The 25,340-nt window shown below is 62.9% G+C and carries 20 protein-coding genes and 1 tRNA gene; 16 read left to right on the forward strand and 5 right to left on the reverse strand.

Features of this window, described 5'->3' with window-relative positions; all coding sequences use genetic code 11:
• Positions 1 to 91: 91 nt before the first annotated feature.
• The gene (gene gntP, locus AC1L6K_RS08005) at positions 92 to 1,426 is read left to right on the forward strand and encodes a gluconate permease GntP (RefSeq protein ID WP_480952176.1); all 1,335 of its coding nucleotides are present in this window, start codon (positions 92 to 94) and stop codon (positions 1,424 to 1,426) included.
• A gap of 405 nt (positions 1,427 to 1,831) precedes the next feature.
• On the opposite strand, the gene AC1L6K_RS08010 is transcribed toward gntP, so the two are convergent.
• Positions 1,832 to 3,208 (reverse strand): GH1 family beta-glucosidase, encoded by a 1,377-nt coding sequence (locus tag AC1L6K_RS08010; RefSeq protein ID WP_480952177.1) that lies wholly within the window; start codon positions 3,206 to 3,208, stop codon positions 1,832 to 1,834.
• A gap of 256 nt (positions 3,209 to 3,464) precedes the next feature.
• On the opposite strand from AC1L6K_RS08010, the gene AC1L6K_RS08015 reads away from it, so the two are divergent.
• Complete coding sequence (locus AC1L6K_RS08015; RefSeq protein WP_480952178.1) at positions 3,465 to 3,788, forward strand: hypothetical protein; 324 nt, start codon at positions 3,465 to 3,467, stop codon at positions 3,786 to 3,788.
• A 378-nt stretch (positions 3,789 to 4,166) separates the two neighbouring features.
• Here AC1L6K_RS08015 and AC1L6K_RS08020 read toward each other — a convergent pair.
• Positions 4,167 to 4,239 (reverse strand) — tRNA-Arg (locus tag AC1L6K_RS08020).
• Positions 4,240 to 4,413: 174 nt separating this feature from the next.
• Between AC1L6K_RS08020 and AC1L6K_RS08025 the strand changes: the two genes are divergently transcribed.
• The 10 genes from AC1L6K_RS08025 (at position 4,414) to AC1L6K_RS08070 (ending at position 18,187) form a co-directional block, all read left to right on the forward strand.
• Positions 4,414 to 5,745, forward strand: coding sequence for an MFS transporter (locus AC1L6K_RS08025; protein WP_480952179.1), 1,332 nt, complete (start codon positions 4,414 to 4,416; stop codon positions 5,743 to 5,745).
• A gap of 123 nt (positions 5,746 to 5,868) precedes the next feature.
• On the forward strand, positions 5,869 to 7,521 hold the full coding sequence (gene argS / locus AC1L6K_RS08030; protein WP_480952180.1) for an arginine--tRNA ligase: 1,653 nt from the start codon (positions 5,869 to 5,871) through the stop codon (positions 7,519 to 7,521).
• A 2-nt stretch (positions 7,522 to 7,523) separates the two neighbouring features.
• Positions 7,524 to 8,975, forward strand: a complete 1,452-nt coding sequence (gene lysA / locus AC1L6K_RS08035; RefSeq protein ID WP_480952181.1) for a diaminopimelate decarboxylase — start codon at positions 7,524 to 7,526, stop codon at positions 8,973 to 8,975.
• Positions 8,976 to 8,980: 5 nt separating this feature from the next.
• Complete coding sequence (locus AC1L6K_RS08040; RefSeq protein ID WP_480952182.1) at positions 8,981 to 10,363, forward strand: homoserine dehydrogenase; 1,383 nt, start codon at positions 8,981 to 8,983, stop codon at positions 10,361 to 10,363.
• Positions 10,363 to 11,466 (forward strand): threonine synthase, encoded by a 1,104-nt coding sequence (gene thrC / locus AC1L6K_RS08045; protein ID WP_480952183.1) that lies wholly within the window; start codon positions 10,363 to 10,365, stop codon positions 11,464 to 11,466. Before AC1L6K_RS08040 ends, thrC begins: the two co-directional genes overlap by 1 nt.
• A gap of 27 nt (positions 11,467 to 11,493) precedes the next feature.
• Positions 11,494 to 12,492 (forward strand): homoserine kinase, encoded by a 999-nt coding sequence (thrB, locus tag AC1L6K_RS08050; RefSeq protein ID WP_480952184.1) that lies wholly within the window; start codon positions 11,494 to 11,496, stop codon positions 12,490 to 12,492.
• Between the two features lie 337 nt (positions 12,493 to 12,829).
• On the forward strand, positions 12,830 to 15,103 hold the full coding sequence (gene rho, locus AC1L6K_RS08055) for a transcription termination factor Rho (RefSeq protein WP_480952185.1): 2,274 nt from the start codon (positions 12,830 to 12,832) through the stop codon (positions 15,101 to 15,103).
• 169 nt (positions 15,104 to 15,272) lie between these two features.
• Entirely contained in the window at positions 15,273 to 16,346 is a 1,074-nt protein-coding gene (prfA, locus tag AC1L6K_RS08060; RefSeq protein ID WP_480952186.1) for a peptide chain release factor 1, read from the forward strand.
• Positions 16,312 to 17,223 carry a peptide chain release factor N(5)-glutamine methyltransferase gene (gene prmC, locus AC1L6K_RS08065; protein WP_480952187.1) on the forward strand — a complete coding sequence of 304 codons (912 nt, stop codon included), beginning with the start codon at positions 16,312 to 16,314 and terminating at the stop codon, positions 17,221 to 17,223. Before prfA ends, prmC begins: the two co-directional genes overlap by 35 nt.
• 73 nt (positions 17,224 to 17,296) lie before the next feature.
• Positions 17,297 to 18,187, forward strand: coding sequence for an L-threonylcarbamoyladenylate synthase (locus AC1L6K_RS08070; RefSeq protein WP_480952188.1), 891 nt, complete (start codon positions 17,297 to 17,299; stop codon positions 18,185 to 18,187).
• Between the two features lie 127 nt (positions 18,188 to 18,314).
• Here the strand turns inward: AC1L6K_RS08070 and AC1L6K_RS08075 are convergent, their stop codons facing one another.
• The 3 genes from AC1L6K_RS08075 to AC1L6K_RS08085 are packed head-to-tail and all read right to left on the reverse strand — an operon-like array spanning position 18,315 to position 21,203.
• Entirely contained in the window at positions 18,315 to 19,334 is a 1,020-nt protein-coding gene (locus tag AC1L6K_RS08075) for an NAD-dependent epimerase/dehydratase family protein (RefSeq protein ID WP_480952189.1), read from the reverse strand.
• Entirely contained in the window at positions 19,327 to 20,307 is a 981-nt protein-coding gene (locus AC1L6K_RS08080) for a glycosyltransferase (RefSeq protein ID WP_480952190.1), read from the reverse strand. Before AC1L6K_RS08080 ends, AC1L6K_RS08075 begins: the two co-directional genes overlap by 8 nt.
• Positions 20,304 to 21,203, reverse strand: a complete 900-nt coding sequence (locus tag AC1L6K_RS08085; RefSeq protein ID WP_480952191.1) for a glycosyltransferase family 2 protein — start codon at positions 21,201 to 21,203, stop codon at positions 20,304 to 20,306. Before AC1L6K_RS08085 ends, AC1L6K_RS08080 begins: the two co-directional genes overlap by 4 nt.
• Before the next feature lie 309 nt (positions 21,204 to 21,512).
• On the opposite strand from AC1L6K_RS08085, the gene AC1L6K_RS08090 reads away from it, so the two are divergent.
• The 4 genes from AC1L6K_RS08090 to AC1L6K_RS08105 all read left to right on the forward strand — a co-directional run bounded on the left by AC1L6K_RS08090 (position 21,513) and on the right by AC1L6K_RS08105 (position 25,338).
• Positions 21,513 to 23,282 carry a polysaccharide biosynthesis protein gene (locus tag AC1L6K_RS08090; protein ID WP_480952192.1) on the forward strand — a complete coding sequence of 590 codons (1,770 nt, stop codon included), beginning with the start codon at positions 21,513 to 21,515 and terminating at the stop codon, positions 23,280 to 23,282.
• Entirely contained in the window at positions 23,279 to 24,328 is a 1,050-nt protein-coding gene (locus tag AC1L6K_RS08095) for an MraY family glycosyltransferase (protein ID WP_480952193.1), read from the forward strand. The genes AC1L6K_RS08090 and AC1L6K_RS08095 overlap by 4 nt, the downstream gene beginning before the upstream one ends.
• A gap of 136 nt (positions 24,329 to 24,464) precedes the next feature.
• Positions 24,465 to 25,100: a Cg1360 family ATP-synthase-associated protein gene (locus AC1L6K_RS08100; protein ID WP_480952194.1), complete on the forward strand. Its 636-nt coding sequence runs from the start codon at positions 24,465 to 24,467 to the stop codon at positions 25,098 to 25,100.
• On the forward strand, positions 25,090 to 25,338 hold the full coding sequence (locus AC1L6K_RS08105) for a hypothetical protein (RefSeq protein ID WP_480952195.1): 249 nt from the start codon (positions 25,090 to 25,092) through the stop codon (positions 25,336 to 25,338). Before AC1L6K_RS08100 ends, AC1L6K_RS08105 begins: the two co-directional genes overlap by 11 nt.
• Positions 25,339 to 25,340 lie beyond the last annotated feature (2 nt).

The raw sequence follows: 25,340 nt of genomic DNA on the forward strand, positions 1-25,340 counted from the left end.
CGACCTCGAATGGCCCGGACTGTATAGTCGCATGGGTGTTGGCAACCGATTGCCAATATTCTGCAATGACGCATAAGTAAGGATTTTTCATATGGATGATCTCGGTTTCTGGCATGTGGTTATCGTCGCCGGAGGCATCGGCTTGATGCTGCTCCTCAGTATGAAGTTCAAGCTCAATGGGCTCATTTCCCTGCTTGTGGCAGCCATAGCTGTCGGGCTTTTGGAAGGGATGAGCCTTCCCGATCTGCTGAAAACCGTGGAGACAGGATTCGGCGGCACGCTCGGCCACCTGGCGCTGGTGGTGATCTTCGGTGCAGTCATCGGCAGGCTCCTCGTGGATTCCGGCGCCGCGCACCAGATAGCAAACACTGTGCTGCGCAAGTTTGGTATCAAGTATGTGAAGCTGGCGGTCATTCTCATCGGTGCCATTCTCGGTATCGCAGTGTTCTACGAAGTTGCGTTCATTGTCTTGGCTCCTCTGGTGATTACCATCGCCGTCGAGGCGAAAGTTCCGTTCCTGAAGCTTGCAATCCCCGCCGTTGCGGCGGCCACCACCACGCACAGTCTGTTTCCGCCGCAGGCGGGTCCGGTAGCCCTGGTAGCGGCCTACGGGGCCGACATGGGTATGGTCTACTTCTTCGCTGTGATTGTTGCAATTCCGACGATCCTTGTGACGGGGCTGCTTCTGCCCCGCTTCCTGGGTAACTTGGAACGGCCGGTTCCTGCTTTGGTCAAGCAATTCAAGCCCGTGCCAGACGACGAGATGCCCAGCTTTGGCATCTCGCTGTTGGTTCCACTGCTGCCAGCCATCATCATAACCGGCGTCACGGTAGTCAACGTGTGGCTGCCCGAGGGCAACCTCACCTCCGAGATCGTGAACTTTGTAGGTGCTGCGCCGGTTGCCATGTTCATCGCCATGATGGTGGGATTCTGGCTTCTGGGGATCCGCCGAGGCCAGTCCATGACGAGTGTCATGGATACTTTTGAAAAGGCGCTGAAGGCCATCGCGATGGTCGTGATGATCATTGGCGCCGGCGGTGCCTTCAAGCAGGTCATCCTTGACTCGGGTGTGGGCGACTACATTGCCCAGTCGATGGCGGGAAGTTCAATTTCGCCGCTCATCCTCGCTTGGGGCATCACAGTCGCGATCCGCCTCGCCACGGGGCAGGGTGTGGTTTCAGCCATCACCGCGGCCGGCATTGTTGGTCCAATGATTGGTGAGTTCGGTGTCAACCCGGCGCTCATGGTGATGGCCACGGCTGTTGGTTCCAACACCATCACGCACGTCAACGACGCCTCGTTCTGGTTGTTCAAGGGATACTTCGACCTCTCGATCAAGGACACCTTTAAAACGTGGGGGCTGCTACAGCTGACGAACTCGCTGGTTGGTTTGGGTGTTGTTATGTTGCTGAGCCTGTTCTTCTAACGAGTAGTCCGGCCGTGGTTCAGCCACCCTTGCACGGCGGACACTGGTGGCCTTGCAGCGGGCTGCAAAGTTGAAGTTCAAGACATCGTCACCGTGGATGGACACAGTGGAAAGAACATGCGCCATGTCACCGCTTGCTGGGCAAGATTGCCTGTCAAAAGGATAGGTGCAGCCGTTTATTTGGAAGGCGCGGATCGTAACCAATGTCAGCAAGCCCTCGCCCAAGGTGTCCGAGTGGCTGTCCTTGTCCAGAGCCCGCATGACTTGAAAGCTTGGGATCGATCGCATGGATGTTCCGGCTCTCAGCGGTCATGATAGACGCTTCTACTTTGTGAATTCCTTCCTAAGGAACAATCTCAGCCTTCCTCCGATGACTGCCTGGCCCAAGGACTGCAGAGGTACGCCCTATGCCAAGCCCATGCAGTGCCGGATCAGCTCCTGGTACCAGTAATAAGAGTCCTTGGGTGTGCGTTTCTGGGTGTCGTAGTCAATGTGGACAAGGCCAAAACGCTGGGAGAAGCCCGCCGCCCATTCAAAGTTGTCCATGAGCGACCAGTGGAAGTAGCCGCGGACATCGACCCCTGCCTCCATGGCTGCCTGCAAAGCGTGGAGGTGGGCATTCGTGTAGTCGATCCTGCGCACATCCGGCACCCGGCCGTCGTCGTCCGGTCCAATGTTGATGGCTGCACCGTTCTCGGTGATGTAAAGGGGCGGCAGTTTCTCGCCGTACCGCTCCTTGAAGGTGATCAGCAGCTCGGTGAACGCCTCCGGCACAACCGGCCAGTCGAAGTCTGTGCGCGGGTAGCCTTCAAGTTCCCGCAGTGAGAACGGCAAGGAGGCATCGAGTTCATGCCCGTCAACCAAGGCGGCCTTCCCGGCCGTGGGGGCGCCAACCAGCGTGGGGTTGTAGCTGTTGATGCCGTACCAATCGATGGGTGTCGAGATGGTGGCCAAGTCGCCGTCGGGGATGGGTGGCAGGAACGGTGCAAGGCCCTCGGGGTAGGCGCCGGTGAGTATGGGGTCGGCGAAGAGCCAGTTGGCGATGGTGTCATAGAACCCGGCGGCCCGCAGGTCCTCTTCTTCGCCGCTGGCGGGCCACGTGGCCGCGTGGTTGTTGGCGATGCCGATGTTGCCGGCGCCGGCAGAGCGCAGCGCCTGCACACCCAGGCCGTGGGCCAGCAGGAGGTGGTGTGCGGCCGGCAGCGCGTCAAAGCCAAGTGACAGTCCCGGCGCCTGGATGCCTGCGCCGTAGCCAAGCATGGTCAGGGCCACCGGTTCGTTGATCGTGATCCAGCGCGGAATCCTGTCGGCAAAGTGTCCGCCCACAAACGCGGCATAGTCGGCAAAACGTTCGGCCGTGTCCCGGTTGAGCCAGCCGCCTGACTGCTCCAATTCCAGTGGCGTGTCCCAGTGGAACAAGGTGGGGCTCGGGACGATGCCCGCCTCGAGCAGGCCATCAACCAGTTTGTCGTAAAAGCCCAAGCCGGCGGGGTTCACCGGTCCGGTGCCGCCTGGCTGGATGCGCGACCACGAGAAGCTGAATCTATACGCGTCAACACCCAGCTCCTGCATGAGCCGGATGTCTTCCAGGTAACGGTGGTAATGGTCGCAGGCAACGTCTCCGGAGTCCCCGTTCGCGACCCGGCCGGGTTGGCCCGTGAACGCGTCCCAGCTCGAGGGCCCGCGGCCGTCTTCGTTGGCGGCGCCCTCAATTTGATAGGCGGCGGTGGAAACGCCCCACACAAAGTCGGGCGGGAACGTGGGAAATCCGGGCTTGTCCATGGCTTCCCTTCAACGGAGGTGCGGCATTGGGGTACTTGGCCATGAGCTTTATGGACGCGGGACCGGAAGTCAAGGGTCCAAGGCAATGCCCGACGTCGGAGCCTCCTGACAGCGTCGCTTACGGTCCTGCTTCCGGGGAGTGGGAAAGCAATCCGTGCCGGGCGTGTGCCATGGGGAGCATTGCCCATGGCGCATGCCACCCCGGCCTACCTGGAGTCGGGGTGACATTGAACAGGCTCCGAAGAAGGTGGCAAGCATGCACGCACCAGCAACGAAATCATTGGCCCTGCCCCATTCCGTGGAGGAGGTTTTTGCTGCCGTCGTGAAGACTGTCGAAACTGGAAAGTTCACCATGATTGCCGTTGATCCGGGCAATTCCAAGGCGGCATTCGGCAGTGGCGTGACAGGATTTTCCTGGGGCAATGAATACCTCGCAACCGTCACGCTGGAACCCAAGGGCGCCTTGCTGGAGGTGGTGTGCGGAGGGATCGACGGAGCTCCCAAGGCCCTGATGGACAAATGGAAAAACACCAAAAAAGCCGACAAGGCCCTGGCTGCGATCCAGGCGAACCTGGGCTGAGCGGGGGCGGCTGGAAATCGGAGGGGGAGGCGCCTCACGCCCGCCTGACCCGCAGGGCAACGCAAGTCTTGGCATATTCCCGAGGCGCGCATGTGGTGGGGGCATGTCCTCCGCATCCCCCATGCTTGCGGGGACGCGTGGCTCCTTGGGGACGCCCTGACGGGTCTCCCGCCGAGAGTATGTTAGCGGCCAAGATGTGTGTAGGAAAAGTGGCTTTTGGCCCGTCAGCATATGGGATACGGGGCCCGGTGCATGCTTTGAAAGCATGTATGGTGACTGTTCCCAGCCGCCCATGAAGGAGATTCCGGCAGGCAAAAAAATAGTTCGAAGTTCCGGTTGCCAAACAACTGTTTGGCAACCGGAACTTCGAACGAATTGTGCCCTCGATAGGATTCGAACCTACGACCTTCCGCTCCGGAGGCGGACGCTCTATCCCCTGAGCTACGAAGGCGCGGCAACCGTGGCTGCCAAAGGGAACGAGAAAGAGCTTAGCAGGTGCAGGGCGAGGTATGTAAAACGAGCGGGCCGGGGACTGCAGACCCGTGGCGGAATTCTGCCACGCCACCACCGATTCCTGTCTCACAGCCCCTGCAGTTGCAGGTAGCGTTGGGCCAATGGTGAACACATGGGCCTGACGACGCGGCACAAGGCGTGGCTTTTCGCGGCGGCCATCATCCTGACGGCCTTGACCCTGCGCACGGCCGTGACAGTGGTACCGCCGTTGATTTCCACCATCAACGACGAACTTCCGCTCAGTGCCGCGACCATCGGCATCCTGGGCATGCTCCCCACCGCCGCGTTCGGACTGTTCGGCTTCCTGACACCGTATGTGATCCGCTGGGCGTCCCTTGAAAAGCTGATCATCTTCTCAATTCTTGTGGGCATAATCGGTCAGATCGCCCGCGTCATGGCCCCCAACACGGCCCTTTTCCTGGTCTTTTCGGTCGTGGCGCTCGCCGGCCTCGGCGCCGGCAACGTCCTGTTGCCGCCGTTGGTGAAAAAGCATTTCCCCACCAAGGTCGGCCTCATGACGGCCCTGTACGTCACGGCCCTCTCCGTCGGCACGGCCCTGCCCGCACAGCTGTCGGTCCCCGTCGCCGACGCCGCGAACTGGCAGATCTCCCTCGCGTCCTGGGCCGGTATCAGCACGATTGCACTGATTCCCTGGCTCGTTGCCGTCTTCTCCCAACGTTCGACGGCGGCACGCAGCGCCCCGGCAGGCCAGCCATCCGCCGGGGCCGGGCAGGCAGCCCAGGACCCGGCGGCGGGTTCGCTTCCGGCGGACGCCTGTCCGGACCTGGCCGTGCATTCAACATCATCAAGCTCCACTCCTCCCGGGGCGGCAGCGCCGCTGAAGATGAACCTGTGGCGGTCGCCGACGGCCTGGGGCCTGACGTTCATGTTTGGCTGCACGTCGCTGAACACGTACGCCTTGTTCGCGTGGCTGCCCGAGATCCTCACCCAAGCCGGACTCGACAGGGGACAGGCCGGCTCCATGCTGGCCCTTTTTGCCGCGCTCGGCCTGCCGCTGAGCCTGTGCATTCCGCTCATTGCAGCCAGGATGCGCAACCCCTTCCCGGCTGTCCTTGTCATGCTGGGCTGCTTCATCGCCGGATATCTGGGACTGCTGCTGTCACCGGCCAACGGCACCTGGCTGTGGGTTGCCTTTGCCGGACTCGGACCGGGCACCTTCCCGCTGTCGCTGCTGCTGATCAACCACCGCACCCGCACCCAGCTCGGGGCGGGGGCACTGTCGGGCTTCAGCCAGGGCATGGGCTACACGCTGGCCTGCATCGGCCCGTTGTTCTTTGGCCTGTTGCGCCAGTGGACAGGCTCGTGGACGGCGCCGTTTGTGTTCTTGTTCGTTTCATTGGTGTTGTTGGGAGCAGGTGCCTGGATCATCTGCCGCCCCAGGATGCTCGAAGACGACTTCGCACCCAGTCCGGTTGCGTCCTAGCCACACCTTCCGAACCGTTTTTCGTCCAATAAGTGCAAACTCGATCCGGGCGGGGCACGGAATTGGGTCACGGCGGAGACGCGGATTGGGGGACGGTGCGGCCTAAACCGTACACTTGGGGGTGTGACTCCTGAAGAACTTTCTGCCGCCATTACCTCCTGCCTAAAAGATGCCGTCGACGCCGGTGATATCAGCGTTCCCGCCGAGGCGCTGCCCACGGAAGTGAAGGTGGACCGGCCCAAGAGCCGCGAGCACGGCGACTGGGCGACCAACATTGCCCTGCAGCTGGCCAAGCCCGCCGGTGTGCCGCCGCGCAAAATCGCCGAGATCCTGCAGACCCGCCTGAGCGAAATCCCCGGCGTTTCCAAGGTCGACATTGCCGGCCCCGGCTTCCTCAACATCACTGTTGACGCCGCCGCCGCGGGTGAATTGGCCAAGGCAATTGTTGAATCCGGTGCAGCCTTCGGCACCAACACCGCCATGGCCGGCACCAAGATCAACCTGGAGTTCGTCTCCGCCAACCCCACCGGCCCCATCCACCTCGGTGGCACGCGGTGGGCCGCCGTTGGTGATTCCCTGGCCCGCATCTTCCAGTCACAGGGCGCCGATGTCACCCGCGAGTACTACTTCAACGACCACGGGAACCAGATCGACAAGTTTGCCCGCTCCCTCCTGGCCAGCGCCAAGGGCGAGCCCGCCCCGGAAGACGGCTACGGCGGAGCCTACATTGTAGACATCGCCACCGAAGTCATGGCAAACAACCCGGACATCCTGAACAAGGAAGATCCGCAGGAAGAGTTCCGTGCCCAGGGCGTGGAACTCATGTTCGCCGCCATCCGCGCCTCCCTGCACGAGTTCGGCGTCGATTTTGACGTCTACTTCCACGAGAACTCACTCTTTGAAGACGGTGCCGTGGAAAAGCTGCTCGAGCAGCTGAAACAGTCCGGCAACATGTACGCCAAGGACGGCGCCTGGTGGCTGAACTCCACCGACTACGGCGACGACAAGGACCGGGTCGTCATCAAGAGCGACGGCAACGCCGCCTACATCGCCGGCGACATCGCCTACTTCAAGAACAAGCGTGACCGCGGCTTTGACCTCTGCATCTACATGCTGGGCGCCGACCACCACGGCTATGTTGCCCGCCTGAAGGCGGCCGCTGCCGCCATGGGTGACGACGCGAACCGCGTTGAGGTCCTCATCGGCCAGATGGTGAACCTGGTCCAGGACGGCAAGCCCGTGCGCATGTCCAAGCGGGCCGGCACCGTTGTCACCATGGAAGACCTCGTTGAGGTTGTGGGCACCGACGCGGCGCGCTACTCCCTGGCCCGCTTCTCCAGCGACTCGAACATTGACGTCGACCTGGACGTGCTGACCAAGAAGTCCAACGAAAACCCCGTGTTCTATGTCCAGTACGCCCACGCCCGCACCCGCGCAGTGGGCCGCAACGCCGCCGCCGCAGGAGTGGAGCGCAGCAGCTTCGACGCAGCAGCCCTGAACCACGCCACCGAGTCCGAGCTGCTGGCGGTCCTGGGGCAGTACCCGGGCGTGGTCAGCCATGCGGCCACATTCCGCGAACCCCACCGCGTCGCCCGCCACCTGGAAGTCATCGCCGGCGCCTACCATCGCTGGTACGACGCCTGCCGCGTGACACCCATGGGCGAGGAAGCCATCACCGATGTCAACCGCACCCGCCTCTGGCTCAACGACGCCGTGGGTCAGGTGCTCGCCAATGGGCTGTCCCTGCTCGGCGTCTCAGCCCCGGAACGGATGTAGCAATGAACGAAACTGAAATTGCCGGCGCGGAGCTGGCTCCCGAGTGGCTGCCCGCTGCCGGAGATGTCAATGAGCTTGTGCCCGCCATGTGGGCGCACGACGTCGAACGCGGACAACGCGGGGAAGTCACCATCAGCGGCATCCCCGTCAGCGAGCTCAAGGCGCAGTTCGGCACGCCGCTGTTTGTCATGAGTGAGGACGACTTCCGCCTGCGGGCACGCACGTTCAAGGATGCCTTTGACGCCGCGTTCAACGACATTTGCGGCGGCGTGGATGTCTACTATGCGGGCAAGGCGTTCCTGTCCATCGAAATTGCCCGCTGGGTGGATTCCGAGGGGCTCCGCCTTGACGCCTGTTCCGGCGGCGAACTGGCCGTGGCCAAACGCGCCGGACTGAAAGGTGAAAACCTGGGCCTGCACGGCAACAACAAGTCCAGCGCGGAAATCAACCGCGCCCTGGACATGAACCTGGGCCGCATTGTGGTGGACAGCCTGCACGAACTCAGGCGCGTCGCCGAGATCGCGGCAGCCCGCGGGGAAACGGCCAACGTCATGCTGCGCCTGACCCCCGGCGTGCATGCCCACACCCACGAATCCATTGCCACGGCGCATGAGGACCAGAAATTCGGGCTGAGCTTCATTGCCGAGGACCCCGAGGCTCCCGGCATGAGCGCCGCCGAGGCCGCCTCGAAGCTGGCTGTGGAATCGGCAAGCATCAAATTTCTTGGCTTCCACGCCCACATCGGCTCGCAGATCTTCGAGGCCGAAGGCTTTGAAATCGCCGCCCGCAAGCTGTTGAACTTCACCCACACCATCCAGGAGAAGTACGGCATCACGCTGCCCGAACTTGACCTGGGCGGCGGCTACGGCATCGCCTACACCGCTGTGGACACCCCCCGCCCGGCTGCCGAAGTCGCACAGGCGATGGCCGCCGTCGTCCGCGAAACATGCGCCGAGCTGAACATGGCCGCCCCGCGGATCTCCATCGAACCGGGCCGCGCCATCGTGGGCAGCACCACGTTCACCCTGTACGAGACAGGCACACTCAAAACGGTGCAGGTCGAGGTTGGCGGCCAGGCGGACGTGACGGCCCCGCGCCGTTATGTGTCGGTGGACGGCGGCATGAGCGACAACGCCCGTCCGGTGCTCTACGAGGCGGATTATTCGGCAGTTCTTGCCGGCCGCACCTCCGGTGAAGCTCCCGCACTGTCCCGAGTGGTGGGCAGACATTGCGAGAGCGGGGACATTGTTGTTAGAGATGTATATCTGCCCAATGACGTGGCGGCCGGGGATCTGCTTGCGGTTCCAGGCACGGGCGCGTACTGCTGGGCACTTGCCAGCAACTACAACTACGTGCCCCGGCCTCCAGTGGTGGCAGTATCGAATGGCGCCGCACGCTTGATTGTGCGCGGCGAGACCGAGGACGACTTACTGGCACGCGATTTAGGGGCCTAGAACCTTTGACAGAGCGCAACACCGTGGACACTGCCGTGTCCGCCAATACCAAAACCTTGAAAGTGGCGCTGCTTGGCGCCGGGAATGTGGGCTCGCAGGTCGCCCGCATTTTAATTGACGACGCCGAGACGCTGGCTGCGCGGACGGGTGCCCGGCTGGAGCTGGTTGGCATTGCCGTGCGCAACGTCGACGCCCCCCGCGATTACGCGGCCCCCCGGGGGCTGTACACAACCGACGCCTCGGCGCTGGTGCGCGGTGCCGACATTGTCATCGAGCTCATGGGCGGACTGGAACCGGCGCGGACGTTGATTCTGGAAGCGATCGAGCACGGTGCAGCGGTGGTCACGGGCAACAAGGCGCTGCTGGCAGTTGACGGCCCCACCCTCTACGAGAAGGCCGACGCCGCCGGCGTCCAGCTTTCCTACGAGGCGGCCGTGGCCGGCGCCATCCCGATCCTGCGCCCCATCACCGACAGCCTGGCCGGCGACAAGATCACCCGCGTCATGGGCATTGTCAACGGCACCACGAACTTCATCCTCGACGCCATGGATTCCACCGGCGCCGAGTTCTCCGACGCGCTGGCCGAGGCGACCCGCCTGGGCTACGCCGAGGCCGATCCCACCGCGGACATCGAGGGCCATGACGCAGCGGCCAAGGGAGCCATCCTCGCCTCGCTCGCCTTCCACACGCGCTTTGCGCTGGAGGACGTGCACTGCGAGGGCATCACCGGCGTCACTGCCTCGGACATTGCGGCCGCCAAGGATGCCGGATACGTCATCAAGCTGCTCGCGATTGCCGAGAAGATTGAGGCGCCCGCCACTGCCGGGAAGAACGACGGCGGCCTGCCCGCCTCGGGCGTCAGCGTCCGCGTTCATCCCACGCTGCTGCCCCGCGAACATCCCCTCGGGGCCGTCCGCGGCGCGTTCAACGCCGTGTTCGTGGAAGCCGAGTCCGCCGGGGAGCTGATGTTCTACGGCGCCGGCGCCGGTGGTTCACCAACCGCGTCGGCCATCATGGGCGATGTTGTTTCAGCGGCCCGCCGACTCGTGCTGGGCGGCCCCGGGCGCACCGATTCCACGATTGAGGTGCTGCCGGTGCTGCCGATTGAGGCAGTGTCCACGCGGTACTACATCGATCTGGACGCGGCTGACCAGCCCGGCGTCCTGTCCAAAATTTCAGCACTCTTTGCCGAGAACGGTGTCTCGATTGAGTCGATGCGGCAGACAGTGCACCGCGAACCGGGCGAGAATGAGGGGCCCGGCACTGCCGAGCTGCGCATTGTCACCCACCGTGCGGGCGAAGCTGCCCTGGCAGCAACCGTTGCGGCCATTAACGGCCTCGACGTCATAAATTCAGTTACTAGTGTCTTGAGGGTGGAGGGAGTCTAATGGCTCACCAGTGGCGCGGGGTTGTCCGCGAATATGCAGAGCGTTTGCCGGTAACGGCTGAAACCAAGATCATCACCCTGGGTGAGGGCGGGACACCGTTGGTGCATGCCCGGCACCTCTCCGAGCTGACGGGTTGCACCGTCTACCTGAAGGTGGAGGGCATGAACCCCACCGGGTCCTTCAAGGACCGCGGCATGACGATGGCCATGACGGCTGCCGTTGCCGCCGGTGCCAAGGCTGTTGTGTGCGCCTCAACCGGGAACACCTCGGCGTCGGCGGCCGCCTACGCCAAGGCTGCCGGCCTGACTTGTGCGGTGCTGGTGCCCGAAGGCAAGATCTCCATGGGCAAGATGAGCCAGGCCGTTGCGCACGGTGCCACCATCCTGCAGGTGGCGGGCAACTTTGACAACTGCCTGGACGTGGCCCGCAAGCTTGCCGACTCCTACCCGGTGTTCCTGGTGAACTCGGTGAACCCGGCACGCATCGAGGGCCAGAAGACAGGCGCCTTCGAAGTGGTTGACGCCTTGGGCGACGCCCCCGACTACCACGTGCTGCCGGTTGGCAACGCGGGCAACATCAGCGCGTACTGGAGGGGCTACAAGGAATACTGCGCCCCGTACGAATCGGCTGAGAACGGCATCCTGCCCGCAGTCTCCACGCACACCCCCGTCATGTGGGGCTTCCAGGCAGCCGGCTCGGCCCCCTTCGTTGCGGGCCACCCCATCACCGAGCCCGACACGATTGCCACGGCAATCCGCATCGGCAACCCGGCATCCTGGGACCTGGCCATTGCTGCGCGCGACGAGTCCGGCGGACTCATCGAAGCCGTCACCGACGAGGAAATCCTGGCAGCACACCGCTGGCTTTCAGCCAAGGAAGGCGTCTTCGTTGAGCCGGGTTCGGCAGCAGGCGTTGCGGGACTGATCAAGAAGCAGGCGGCCGGCGAGGTGCCCACCGGAAAAACCATTGTCATCACTGTCACCGGCCACGGCTTGAAGGACCCGGACTGGGCCTTGAAGAATGCAGACGGCAGCTCGGTGCAGCCGAAGTCTGTTGCCTTCGACGTCGTGACTGTTGCCAACGCACTGGGCCTGACGGACTAACAGCACACCATCATGACAGGGTCCCCCATGACATCCCCGCCACTGGCAACTCCGCCCTCGCACAATCCGCCCTTGAAAACACCGGCACCCGGGACCACTGCCACTGTGCGGGTTCCCGGCACCAGCGCCAACCTGGGCCCGGGCTTTGATTCGCTGGGCCTGGCAGTTTCGCTCTACGACACACTGAGCGTCACGGTGCTGGCCGGGCCCGGGCTGGAGTTTGAATTGAGCGGGGAAGGGGTGGATGAGCTTCCCCGGGATGCCAGCCACCTGGTGGTGCAGACCATGGATACTGCCTGGGCGCGCCTTGGCTACAGCCGTGGGGGATTGCGGATTGCGGCAAGCAATGTACTTCCGCACGGCCGTGGCCTGGGCTCCTCGGCGTCGGCCATCGTGGCCGCCATCATGGCGGCCAACGCACTGGTGGCACCCGAGGACAGCAGGGACAAAGCGTGGGTCCTGCAGTTGGCCTCGGAACTTGAGGGCCACCCGGACAATGTTGCCCCGGCCATTTTTGGTGCCGTGGCCGTGTCCTGGCGGGAAGCCGCGGGATGGGCCAGCGCCAAGGTCACGCCGTCGAGCGTGGTTGTTCCCGTCGTTGCCATTCCCGACATTGAACTGAAAACGGCACAAGCCCGCGGCATGCTGCCGGCCACTGTTGCCCACGCCGATGCGGCAGCCAATGCCGGCAGGGCGGCGCTGCTGATGCATGCCTTGACGGCGGATCCGGCGCTGCTGCTTGCCGGCACGCGTGACTATCTGCATCAGGACTACCGCGCCGCAGCCATGCCGGCAAGCGCCAACCTCGTCGCCCAGCTGCGGTCGCAGGGCCATGCGGCGTTTATCTCAGGCGCCGGACCCACCGTCATGGTGCTGGCAAACGGCGGTGCCGAGGCCGACGCGATTGTGCACCACATCACCACCATGGGCGCCAATTCACAAGATCCATCCGAACACGGCGTGTCTTGGCGGGTTTTGCGGCTTCAGATTGACCATGAAGGTGCTAAAGTGGAAGTACATCCGTAGCCCATAAACACCTTTCCCTCAATGGCTGCCATCTGGCCAGTGTGGAAATGAACAATGTTTATAGGACACTTGATGCCACTCTTACGGTCGGCGCTATCTTGCGCGGTGACCGCTGGAGCAGCGAATGGCAGCCGCCGCGTTGGTCCTAGAATCGCTCCCATTTGAGATTTGATTCAAAGAGTGAACTACACCATTCCCTGCACCCGCCGTATTCAGGGACAGGAATGGAACCTCAGATTTTTCCCATTGCCAGCCAGTGCGGCAGCAACTGGGAGGTCTGACACTAATCATCGCGGCCCCAAGAACTGGGCCCGCCATCGAGGGGGAAGGATCCTTCGTGACCGAAACCGTAACTTCAGCCGCTGCTCCAAAGGCTGCTGATTTGGACACCACCGCTACGTCAGCACCTGCCAAGTCCACGGGCTTGGCTGGACTGAAGCTGGCCCAGCTGCAAATTCTGGCAGGCCAACTGGGAATCACCGGTGGCTCCAGGATGCGCAAGGGCGATCTTGTTGACGCAATTTCAGCGCATCAGCGCGGCTCCTCAGTAGCTGACCGCCCGGCGCGCTCGAACGCCAAGACTGCAGAGCAGGCGCCCGCGGCTTCCGCTCCTGCCACATCGTCGAGGCGCGGCTCCGCAGCCAAGAAGACTGCTGACACAACTGCCGCCCCGGCCGAGACCGCCACAAGCAACACCACCGAAGCTGCCACGGGCGATTCCAGCACTGCTGCTGAGCGCCCGGCCCGCGGCCGTGGTCGCAGCCGCCGTGCAGGCAGCAGTGACGGCATCATCACCACCGGAACCGGAACCGGCGCAACAAGCGGCGCGGCTTCACAGCCTGCCGCACAGGAAGCCGGCACTTCGGCAGCAGCCCCCGCACAGGAGACTGCCGCCGTCGAGCCTGCCACTGCCGATTCAGGCAGCCAGTCTGCCGCTGCAGGCGAACATGACGGCGAAAACCGCCGCCAGCCGCGCACCCGCAACCGTCGGTCCCAGGGTGGTGGACGCCAGCACGATTCCGCGTCCGAGACTGCAACCGACAATGGCTCCGTTGCTGCCGAGCCTGCCGAAACAGCAGTTGCCGACAGGGGCGCCCAGGCTTCCCAGAGCGACTCGGACCAGGGCGAAAACGGTGAAAACTCCGGCCGCAACCAACGTGGCAACCAGCGGAACCAGCGCAACGGTGCCGACCGCCCGGCAGCCGAGCGTTCAAGCAACAACAGCAACAACAACAACGACGACGATGACGGCTCACGCAACAACCGCAACCGCCGCAACCGTCGTGACCGGAACTCAAACGATTCCAACGACCGCAACGACCGCAGTGGCAACAACAGCCGCAACGACCGCAACGATCGCAATGACCGGTTCCGTGACAGGAATGAACGCCGCCGCGGCCGCAACCAGGGCCCGGACTTTGACGACACCGAGGTGACCGAGGACGACGTGCTGCTGCCCGTGGCCGGCATCCTGGACATCCTGGAAAACTACGCGTTTGTGCGCACTTCCGGCTACCTGCCCGGTTCCAACGATGTCTACGTGTCCCTGAACCAGGTCAAGAAGTACAACCTGCGCAAGGGCGACGCGGTGGTTGGTGCCATCCGTGCACCGCGCGAAGGCGAAGACCGCAGCCAGGCGCAGAGCGCCCGTCAGAAGTTCAACGCCCTTGTCCGGGTCACGAGTGTAAACGGCAAGAACCCGGACGAGCTCAAGGACCGTGTCGAGTTCTCCAAGCTCGTTCCGCTGTACCCGTCCGAGCGCCTGCGCCTGGAAACCGACCCCAAGAAGGTTGGGCCCCGTGTTATTGACCTGGTGGCCCCCATCGGCAAGGGCCAGCGCGGCTTGATCGTGTCCCCGCCCAAGGCCGGCAAGACCTTGATCCTGCAGTCGATTGCCAATGCGATCACGATCAACAACCCTGAGGTCCACCTCATGATGGTTTTGGTTGACGAACGCCCTGAAGAAGTCACCGACATGCAGCGCACTGTCAAGGGTGAGGTCATTGCCTCCACCTTTGACCGCCCCGCCGATGATCATACGCAGGTTGCCGAGCTCTCCATCGAGCGCGCCAAGCGCCTGGTGGAAATGGGCATGGACGTTGTGGTTCTGTTGGACTCCATGACCCGTTTGGGCCGTGCCTACAACAACTCTGCACCGTCCTCGGGACGCATCCTCTCCGGTGGTGTTGACTCGGCAGCGCTGTACCCGCCGAAGCGCTTCTTCGGTGCAGCCCGCAACATTGAAAACGGCGGCTCGCTGACCATCCTGGCCACGGCACTGGTGGAAACTGGTTCCAAGGCTGACGAGGTCATCTTCGAAGAGTTCAAGGGCACCGGCAACATGGAGCTCCGCCTCTCACGCCAGCTGGCCGACAAGCGCATCTTCCCCGCCGTTGACGTCAACGGCTCGGGCACACGGCGTGAAGAGAACCTGCTGTCCCCGGACGAAGTCAAGATCATGTGGCGTTTGCGCCGCGTGCTCTCCGGCCTGGAAATGCAGCAGTCGCTTGAACTGCTCACTTCCAAGATCCGTGAAACCCAGTCAAACGTTGAGTTCCTCATGCAGATCCAGAAGACAACCCTGGGCTCCAAGGCCGAACAAGACAAATAGCTGAAGTAACGAAACCGCCTCTGTTGTGAAGGGGCCCCGCCCGCTTCGCGGGCGCCCGGTGCCGCTCCCGGGGCCCCTTCACAACGACGGCGGTTTTGTGCGTTAAGCACAGCGTGTTCCGATCCATTTGAGTAATTAGACTTGACTGACGTCGAGAGAGGTTTTTGAAATGTTTGAATCCATCCATGGGCTGCTTGATGAGCACGCCGAGCTGCAGATGCGCCTGAGTGAGCCTGAAGTGCATGCCGACCAGCGGCTGGCACGCAAGCTGGGCCGCCGGTATGCGGAACTGAGCAACGTGGTTGAGGGGTACCACCAGGTTGAATCCATTGGTGATGACCTTGAGGCGGCCAAGGAAATGGCCGCCGAAGACGCAGAGTTTGCCGCTGAAGTTCCTGTTTTGGAGGGCCAGTTGGCGGCAGCGCAGGAGAAGCTGCGCCGGCTGTTGATTCCGCGTGATCCCGATGACGCCCGGGATGTAATTCTTGAAGTAAAGGCCGGTGAAGGCGGCGACGAGGCTGCGCTCTTTGCGGCGGATCTGGTGCGCATGTACACCCGGTACGCCGATTCGCGCGGATGGAAGACCGAAATCATCTCGGCCACGGAGTCGGACCTTGGCGGTTACAAGGACATTTCCATCGCTGTCAAGGGACGCTCCAACGATCCTGCGGAGGGTGTCTTTGCACGGCTGAAATTTGAAGGCGGCGTGCACCGTGTCCAGCGCGTGCCGGCAACCGAGTCCCAGGGACGCATCCACACCTCCGCCGCGGGTGTCTTGGTGCTGCCTGAAGTTGATGAACCCGAGGAAGTGGACATCAGCCAAAACGATCTCAAGATTGACGTGTACCGTTCCTCCGGTCCCGGCGGACAGTCCGTGAACACGACCGACTCCGCCGTGCGCATCACACACCTTCCCACGGGCATCGTCGTCGCCATGCAAAACGAGAAATCGCAGCTGCAAAACCGTGAGGCCGGCATGCGGGTGCTCCGTGCCCGCATCCTTGCCCATCAGCAGGCCATCATCGACGCTGAGAACTCGGCCACCCGCAAGTCACAGATCCGCACCATGGACCGTTCCGAGCGCATCCGCACATACAACTATCCGGAAAACCGGATCGCCGACCACCGCACGGGATACAAGGCGTACAACCTTGATGCCGTCATGAACGGCGATTTGGAGCCCGTGGTGCAGTCGGCCATCCAGTTGGATGAGCAGTCACGATTGGACGCCTTGGGTGACTAGTCACCAGTCGCCGGATGGCGTGCTGCTGGCGGACGCCGTGAAAAGCGCGACGACACTCCTTGCGGCAGCGGGCGTGCCTTCACCGTCGGTGGATGCTCAACTGTTGGCGGCGCACTTGTTGCATGTCAGCCGTGGCGAACTCGCCGTCATGTTATTTGGCACAGCTGTGTCTCCTGATGGGTACGGCGACCTCATTACACGACGGGCGGCTCGTGAACCGCTGCAACACATCACCGGAGTGGCGTATTTCAGGCATCTGGAGCTGGCAGTGGGCAAGGGAGTTTTTGTGCCCAGGCCCGAAACTGAGTCCGTGGTGCAACTGGCGATTGACGTATTAACACGACTGCGCCAGGAACGTGGGGATGGTGTTGAACTCCTTGCCGTTGACCTTGGCACAGGTTCCGGTGCCATCGCCGCTGCGCTGGCCACAGAGCTTTCGGGTGTCCGGGTCCATGCCGTGGAACTCAGCGACGAGGCATTTCCGTGGGCCGAGAGAAATTTGGCCGGAACCGGGGCAACTCTTGTCCACGGCGACATGCGGGACGCCCTGGGCGAACTCGACGGTACGGTTGACGTGGTTGTTTCAAATCCGCCGTATATTCCAGCCGACGCAATTCCACGGGACATTGAAGTTCGCCTGCACGATCCCCACATGGCCCTTTACGGTGGGGGAGCCGACGGCATGGAAATGCCCACGGCGGCAGCAGCCACCGCAGCACGCCTGCTGCGGCGCGGCGGCTACTTCGTCATGGAGCACGCCGAAGTGCAGGCCGAACGGATGACGGAACTGCTGAACCAGAGCGGGAACTGGGACGATGTGCGCACCCACCTGGATTTGACCGGACGTGACAGGGCAACCAGCGGCTGCCGCCGCTAGCGTGCAGCAGGTGAACTTCGTGATTGGCCAGCCGCGTTCAACCCCATGGGCGCGATGATGAAAGAATGAGTCTGTGAGTACTTCTTCCTATAACTGCACCAATGAAGCCCAACGCGCTGAAGGCCTGGCCCATGCCCAGAAAGCCATTGCAGCGAAGCAGGTCATCGTCATGCCCACCGACACCGTCTACGGCATTGCTGCAGACGCATTCTCCCCGCAGGCAGTGGCGACGCTGCTGGCGGCCAAGGGGCGCGGCCGCAACATGCCCCCGCCCGTGCTGATCCCACGGATTGGCACAATGGAGGGGCTCGCCGTCGAAATTTCCGACGACGCCCGCAAGCTGGCTGAAAAGTACTGGCCCGGCCCGCTCACCTTGATCTTCCACTCCCAGCCGACACTGACGTGGGATCTGGGGGACACGGTTGGGACTGTGGCGCTGCGGGTCCCTGACGACCAGCTGGCACTGGACCTGCTCACCATCACCGGCCCGCTTGCCGTTTCAAGCGCCAACAGGACCGGCCAATCCGCCGCCCAGACGGCCTCGGAGGCCCGCACCCAGCTGGCCGAGTCTGTGGAGGTGTACCTGGAGGGCGGCTTCCGTCCGCTGGAAGGCACCGATGGCACGCCATCAACCATCGTCGACGCGACAGGCCTGCGCCTGCGCGTGGTCCGTGAGGGCGCCATCTCCCTGGAAGAAATTCAGCGGATGATCCCCAGCGCCCTCGGGGCGGATGTGGAGCCGGAAATCTGGTCCCCGGTGAACTTGACGAAAAACGTCCCCGCGGAAACGGCCGAAACTCCGGAAACTGCCGAAGATGCGGCTCCCGGACTCGATCTTGGGAAGAAGGACGACGCCGGGAGTGCGGCTGAACCTGCCCGGGAGCCTGTTCCTGCCATTGACCTGGCGAAGAAGGATGCAGCCGGAGCCGGCGACGCCAAGGACCCGGCCGACGCGAAGTCCTAGCCCTACAGCGCAGCTGTGGCCCCTAAATTCAGAGCCGCAGGTACCTGTCATTTCGGTCCGGGCGGTGCGCCCGGGGCCGGCATCCGGTGACCTTCAGATGTCCGGCAAAGGCAGGATGCCGGTGTCGCTAGTGTCCCTTTTGGGCGGTCCTGGCTGATTGGGCCCGTTCAAGCACTGCACGCACGGCTGGAGCCGGGCTGATCCCTGCCGATTCCGCCCAGCCAGGAGACTGCGCCTGGCCAAACCACATCAGTTCCACCCTGCGGATGGGTCCGTGAAGACGCTCGCCCAGCAGCCTGGACACGAAATATCCGCCGGCCAGGACGGCGTTGCACATCCACTGCGGCAGGCGCAGGGGAGTGCGGCCGCCTGCAGCGGCCAGAACGTCACTGACCGAAAGTCCTTCCCAGGGTTGAAGGACCAAGGCAGGAACAATTCCCTGGTGCCGGCCGGTTTCCGCCACAAACCAGGCCAAGGCGTTGATTGAGCTCACGGGTGTGGGGGCGGTGCCCGGAGCCGCGACGGATGCCAGCGGCGATGCGGCCACCCTGGCAAGGGACAGCGTCGTGGGCCGGTTCGGTCCTTGAACCGATGTTGCCCGGACGGTGACCCAGTCGGTCGCGGCGGAAGCGGATGACTCCCGGGCCAGCAGTTCCAGAACTTCCTCGCCCAGTGCCTTGGACCGTGAGTACGCTGAAAACGGGGCGCGGTCGGAGCTCTCGTCAATGACCCGGCGGTGTCCCTGGACCGACGCGCTGCTCAGGTGGACCAGGCGGCGCACTCCCGCGGCCCGTGCAGCCAGGGCGATGACTGCCGGCAGCAGCGCATTGGCACCAGTCAAGGCAGGCGATTCGCCGTCGCCGGGAGTTGCCAGGCCTGCGGCATTGACGACGACGTCGACGCCGGCAAACGCCTGGCGCAGCGAAACAAACGCGGCCGCAGCTCCGTCGCCCGAACCCGCAGCGGTTGCGGCGGCATGCGCCTCCTCGGCAAGTTCCCCCGCCGATTCAGCGACGGCAAGGAGCCTGGGCGCGGACAGGGTGTCGACAGTGAAACCGCGGCCGCGCAGTTCAGCGACCATGGCAGTGCCGACGAAACCCGTGGAACCGAGGACGAGCCAGCGCAAGCCTGAAGAATTGTCAGTCATGTTGGACATTGCTTTCCAGTGGGGGCATGGTCTCAAAATCGGTGGCCGCCAGGATCCTGCGCGATTCGCGCCAGCCGGCAAGCAGCCGGCCGGTGCCGCGCAATGTCTTCTCAACCCCCACGAGCCGCAGCAGCTCCTTGGCGGCCGTCAGTGCGGTGCCCAGGCCAAACCCGAAGCGGTTGAACTTGCCGTGGGCGCGCAGGTACTGGGCAACCAGGCCGCGGTTGCGCATTACGTAGTAGCGGCTCAGGTCGGAAGAATCGTTGAGGTGCCTGATGCGCAGGTCGATGCTGCGTTGGGCCCTGGCCTTGTGCAGCACAAATTCGTTGACGTACATGACGGGGCGCTGGAGGGAGATCTGCCAGCCGTAGATGGTGTCGTCCCAGGTCAGGAAGAAGCGCGGATCCGGCAGCCCGACGCCCCTGACGGCGTCTGAATGCAGCAGCATGCCTTCAAAGCAACCGACGTTGGTGGCAAATTCGTTTGACTCCTCAAAGGCGTCCCCGCGCACCGGCAGGGGGAATCCCAGGAAGGTGTTGAAATTGTTTTGCCAGTAAAACGGCTTCCCGGCGGCGTCGTAGCGGCGGCCCACGAGGGCGTCGTATTTATCCATCCACGGGCCAAAGGCGCCGATGGCCCCGGGAACGCACGTGACGTCGTCGTCCATCAGCCACATCCACTGGGCACCCTCGGCCAGGGCGCGGTCCACGCCCGCCGAGAATCCGCCGGCACCGCCAACATTCTCCGCGAGGCGGTGGTGCACCACCGAAATTGGCCGCGGCAGGGCGGCAAACTGTCCGCGCACTGTCTCAACGAGCGAGTCGGTGGAGTCGGTGCTGGCGTTGTTGACGATGATGATGCCGTCGGGGGCTGGGGTCAGCGCGGCGACGGAGGCCAGCAGGTCGGTCAGGTAACCCACACGGTTGAACGTGGTGATGACAATGAAGAAGCGCTCGCGCCGGTCCAGACTCAAAACTTTTGGTCCTTCATGGGGCCGAATTTTGCGCCCCGCAGTCCGGCCCCGTAGGTGCGGACCCATTTGGCCAGGCCCTTGAGGTCGCCCTTTTTGAGGAAGAAGAGCGGATATCCGACGGCGTCAGCCACGAAGGAGCGCACGCGGAGGTGCTTGCGGGTGAGGTAGCCGCGGTTGCGGTAGTAGTAAAAGCTCTTGAACGGGGTTTCCGGGACCAGCACGTGCAGGCGGTCGCCGAGCACTTCCTGCACCTCACCCCAGCCGGCAGGATGGGTCAGGGCCACCGAGGTGACGGTGCCAAATTTCACCTTGGCCTGGCGGAGGCGGAGCATGAAGTCGGTTTCGTCGCCGCGGATGAACAGGCGCAGGTCGGGCAGGCCCACCTTGAAGAACACGTCGGTGCGGATGAGTGCCCCGTTGAAGAATTGGCCCACATTCTCAATGAAGCCCAGCGGTTCAACCACTGAACGTTCATGGGTCAGGTGGCCGTCAATGCGGAACGGGAAGGACAGCTTGGTGGGTTCCCCGGGTGCCACAATGAGCGGCACAACAACATCAAGTTCGCGGGCCTTGGCAGCCGCCAGCAGCGTGGCCAGGCAGGCGGGGTCTTCCGGGTGGGCGTCGTCGTCCATGATCCAGACCCACTCGGCACCGGAGGCGATGGCGTTCAGGATGGCCAGGGAGAAACCGCCGGCACCGCCAAGATTGGCCAGCGAACGGACGTAGCTGACCTCGGCAGGAGCCTCGGCGGCGATGTCCTCAACGGATTGCGTGCCCGAATCAACCAGGGCAATGGCGTGCGGCGTGTGGCTTTGCTGTGAAAGGGCTCCCAACAATGTGCGTACGTCGTCGGGCCTGTCAAAGGTCACGGCGGCAACGGCAACGGAATCGGTCAAGGAGGGTCCTCTCGGGTGGTGCCTGCGGTGTTCCGCGGCATCCGGCACGGCTAAGCAGTGAGTAGTCATCGGAAGGGATTACTATTCTTGTGTAGCCTCCACTTTAGTACAGCCTCAGTCCCGTGGACTGTTGCGCCGTGGACAACAGTGCCTTTGCGGGCAACACCTTGGCAGAATACGGAAATACGAATCACGTTGAATACCTCAAGCACGCAGCCATACGGAAAAGCAGGGCTCACTTCCACTGACGCCGAAAGCAAGCCGCGGTTATGGCTTTGGTCACAAGGAATTCTTGACTCGCTGTGCTGGGTGATTGCCCTGATGCTTGCCGTGTTGCTGCGTTATGAGCTCGATGTGAAGCTGATCAACTTCCCCGGCCTGGCGGTTCTGATGGCCATCGCCGTTGCCACCCAGCTTATCGCCGGCTGGTACATGGCACTGTACCGGGGACGCTACATCTTCGGCAGCATTCAAGAGGCCCGTGTGCTGATTGCAGTGACATCGATAGTGGGTGTTGTCACAAGTATTCTTCTGTCGGTATTCATCAATGAGCTGCACATCGCCCGTTCCGTGGCAGTTATTGCGTTCCCCTTTGCAGCACTTTCCATGGCGGCAGTGCGGTATGCCAAGCGGCTCTATGTTGAGGGCAAGCCGATTTTTGGTGAGGAAGCCCAAAAGACCTTGATTTACGGTGCCGGTTTTCTCGGCAATTCACTCGTGACCCGCATGGTCCAGGACCCGGAATCGCCCTACGTTCCCGTGGGGCTCATCGATGATGACTCGGCGAAAAAGCACCTGCGCCTCAGCTCGGTCGGCGTTCTGGGCGGGGGCCATGAGCTCCCTGAAATCATCAAGCGCACCAGGTCAACGGTGATCGTGCTGGCCATGACCCACCTCAACGCCAAGCGGATCCGCGAAATCTCCGACAGCGTCTCGGGCCTTGGCGTGAAGGTGCTGGTGCTCCCGCCGCTGCAGGAGATGCTCAGCCCCGACACCAACCGGGACAACAAGGGCGGACTGACCGATTTCCGTGAAATCGACGTCGCCGACCTCATTGGCCGCACACCCGTGGAAACCCAGGTGGAACAAATTGCCGGCTACGTCAGGGGCAAGCGGGTGCTTGTCACAGGGGCCGGCGGTTCGATCGGATCCGAGCTGTGCCGCCAGCTGAACAGCTTCGACCCTGCGGAACTCATCATGCTCGACCGTGACGAATCCGGGCTGCAGCACACGCAGCTTTCCATCGAGGGCCACGGCCTGCTCGACGATGCGAACATTGTGCTGGCTGACATCAGGGACGCCGAATCCCTGAACGACATTTTTGCCAAGCGCCGCCCGGAGGTTGTCTTTCATGCTGCCGCGCTCAAACACGCACCGCTGCTTCAGATGTACCCCAAAGAAGGCTGGCAGACCAACGTCATTGGTTCCCTGAACGTGCTCCAGGCGGCCCGCAGCGTCGATGTTGAGACGTACGTGAACGTCTCGACCGACAAGGCGGCAAGCCCCACCACCGCACTGGGCCACTCCAAGCGCGCGGCTGAAAAGCTTACGTCCTGGATGGCGGGGGAGACAGGCAAACGCTACGTGTCGGTCCGCTTCGGCAACGTCATCGGCAGCCGCGGTTCGATGCTCCCGCTGTTCACCGACCAGATCAACAACGGCGGCCCCGTCACAGTCACCCACCCCGATGTGACGCGGTTCTTCATGACCATCCCGGAAGCCTGCCAGCTCGTCATCCAGGCCGGCGCCATCGGCCACGGCGGCGACGTGCTGATCCTGGACATGGGCGAGCCCGTGCGCATCATGGACGTGGCAGAACGCATGATCGCCATGTCCGGACGTGACATCAAGATCAAGATCACCGGCCTGCGGCCCTCGGAAAAGCTGCACGAACAGCTCACCGGCGACGACGAGGTCAATGACCCGGACGGCCACGCCAAAATTTCGCACACCCACGCCCGGCCACTGAACCCGGCGGAACTGGACCTGGCGCTGTGGCTGCAGCGCTGCCGCGACGAGGCAGGCCCCGACGCCCCCAGCATTGACGAGTCCGACGGCGACGTCGCGGCAGGCGCATGATGGAAACCTGGGCACAGATCACCGTTGGCGCCGTCGCACTTGTCTTGGCACTCCTTCTCCCGCTGGGTGTGCGTCCGCTGTTGGCGAGGGCAGGGGTCCTTGACGTACCCAACGCCCGCTCGTCCCACACGGAGCCCACCATCCGCGGGATGGGAATTACGACGGCGGCCGCCTTGTCCGCCGCGATCCTCGTGGCGGTTTTCCTCCCGCAGAGCGGGGATGCGCAGCGGGCGTCGTTGACGCTTGTGGTGATCCTCGCCGTCGTGCTTGCCGCAGCAGCCATTGGCTGGATTGAGGACATTCGCGGACTGTCGGTGAAGGTCAGGGCCGGACTGCAGCTGGCCGTGGGCGGACTCGCCACGGCCGCAGTGGCGATCATCGACCCCGGCCAGCAGCAGCTCTGGCTGATTCCGGCCGGTGCCATTGCCGTGGCCGCGTATGTCAACGTCACGAACTTCATGGACGGCATCAACGGAATTTCCGGCACCCACGGACTGCTCGTGGGCGGATTTTACGCCTATGCCGGGTTTGTGGCGGGCCACGGCTGGCTGGTCTACGTGGGCATCGCGATCGCCATGGCGTTCACCGGCTTCCTGCCCTGGAACTTGAGCCGCAACAAGGTTTTCCTTGGCGATGTTGGCAGTTACCTCCTTGGTGCGTCGATTGCCGTGACGGCCATGTGCGCGTTTTTGGTGGGCGTGCCTGTTGAATACATTTTCTCGCCGGTGCTGATTTACCTGACCGACACCTTTGTGACATTCCTGCGCAGGCTCCTGGCCGGTGAGCGCTGGTATGCAGCCCACCGCCAGCACGTGTACCAGCGGCTGACAATCGTTGGCCTGAGCCATGTCCAGGCCACGGCGGTTGTCTGCACGGCGACGATTCTTGTCAGCATTCTGGGAATACTGGCAGCCCAGGGCGGAGAAGTGGCCCAGATTGTGGCCACGGCCGCCGGTTTTGTGGTTGTGTTGCTTTATCTGCGCACACCCACCCTCTTCCAGAAGGCCCTGAAGGGGCGTGCCGGGCGTCTCGACGGAGCCGGGTAGAACCCGCAGGGCCGAACCGAAACCACGGGCCGGGGCGAGTCCGCGGCCCCGGTTGAAACACCGGAGCTGAAGCGGGAACAACGGCGCAGTTGGGAGCCCGCGTCGAATTCAAGTTCTATCTCGTGTAGAATTTCCAGTGGTGACATTCACCCGTCTTTCTCCGCCTTGCCTCGAATCTCTCGATGTCGCTGGACTGCGGGGCCGGGCGATCCTCCCTGATGATGGAGTTCCCATGAAGGACAAAAGTGCCCCCGGCGGTGCTGTTCGCGGCACCTTGGCGGCTTCTGGTCCTTCCGCGAGCCCCAGCTGGAACATCCTGAAAAAATGTGTTCTGGTTGACGGCATTGCCGTCGTCCTCATGGTGGTTCTGGCGTTTATCTTCACCGACCAGGACGGCGTGCTCAGCGTTTTGTTTGGCTCGCTTTTGGTGATGGCTTTTTTCGGCCTCAGCCTGCTTGTGGGCCACATCTTCGGCAAGAGAATGCCGGAAGCGGTGATGGGCATCTTTGTGATGACCTATTTCGTCAAAGTGGTTGGATTCGCGGCCGTGTTGTTTGCACTTGGCACACCCACCTGGCTCAACAAGCCGTGGTTTGCCGCGGCGGCAGTGGTTTGTGTCTTACTGTGGCAAGCCACTGAGGTGGTCATTTTCAGCAGGCAGCGCTTCCTGATCTTTGACGAACCGGCGGCGAAAAGTCCGCCGGAGGACGATGCTGCAAGCGGGGATTCACCGGCCGGCGGCGACACAAAGGATCCTGCCCATGACACATAAGAAACCTGACGACAATGAACGCCAGCACGTGGTGGTTCCGCCGAAGAACAATGCAGGGAAGCTGGACTACACCTACATTATTGGCGGAATCCTGCTCTGGGGTTTGATAGGGTGGGGACTGGACTTTTTGTTGCAAACGGCATGGATTGTGTTCGCGGCCATACCCATTGGGGTTGTCTGCGGGTATTATCTGGCCCGGCATCATCAACAGCATGGTCGCCGAGATGATGGCAAATAGCA

This window comes from Specibacter sp. BI4 (assembly GCF_056680095.1).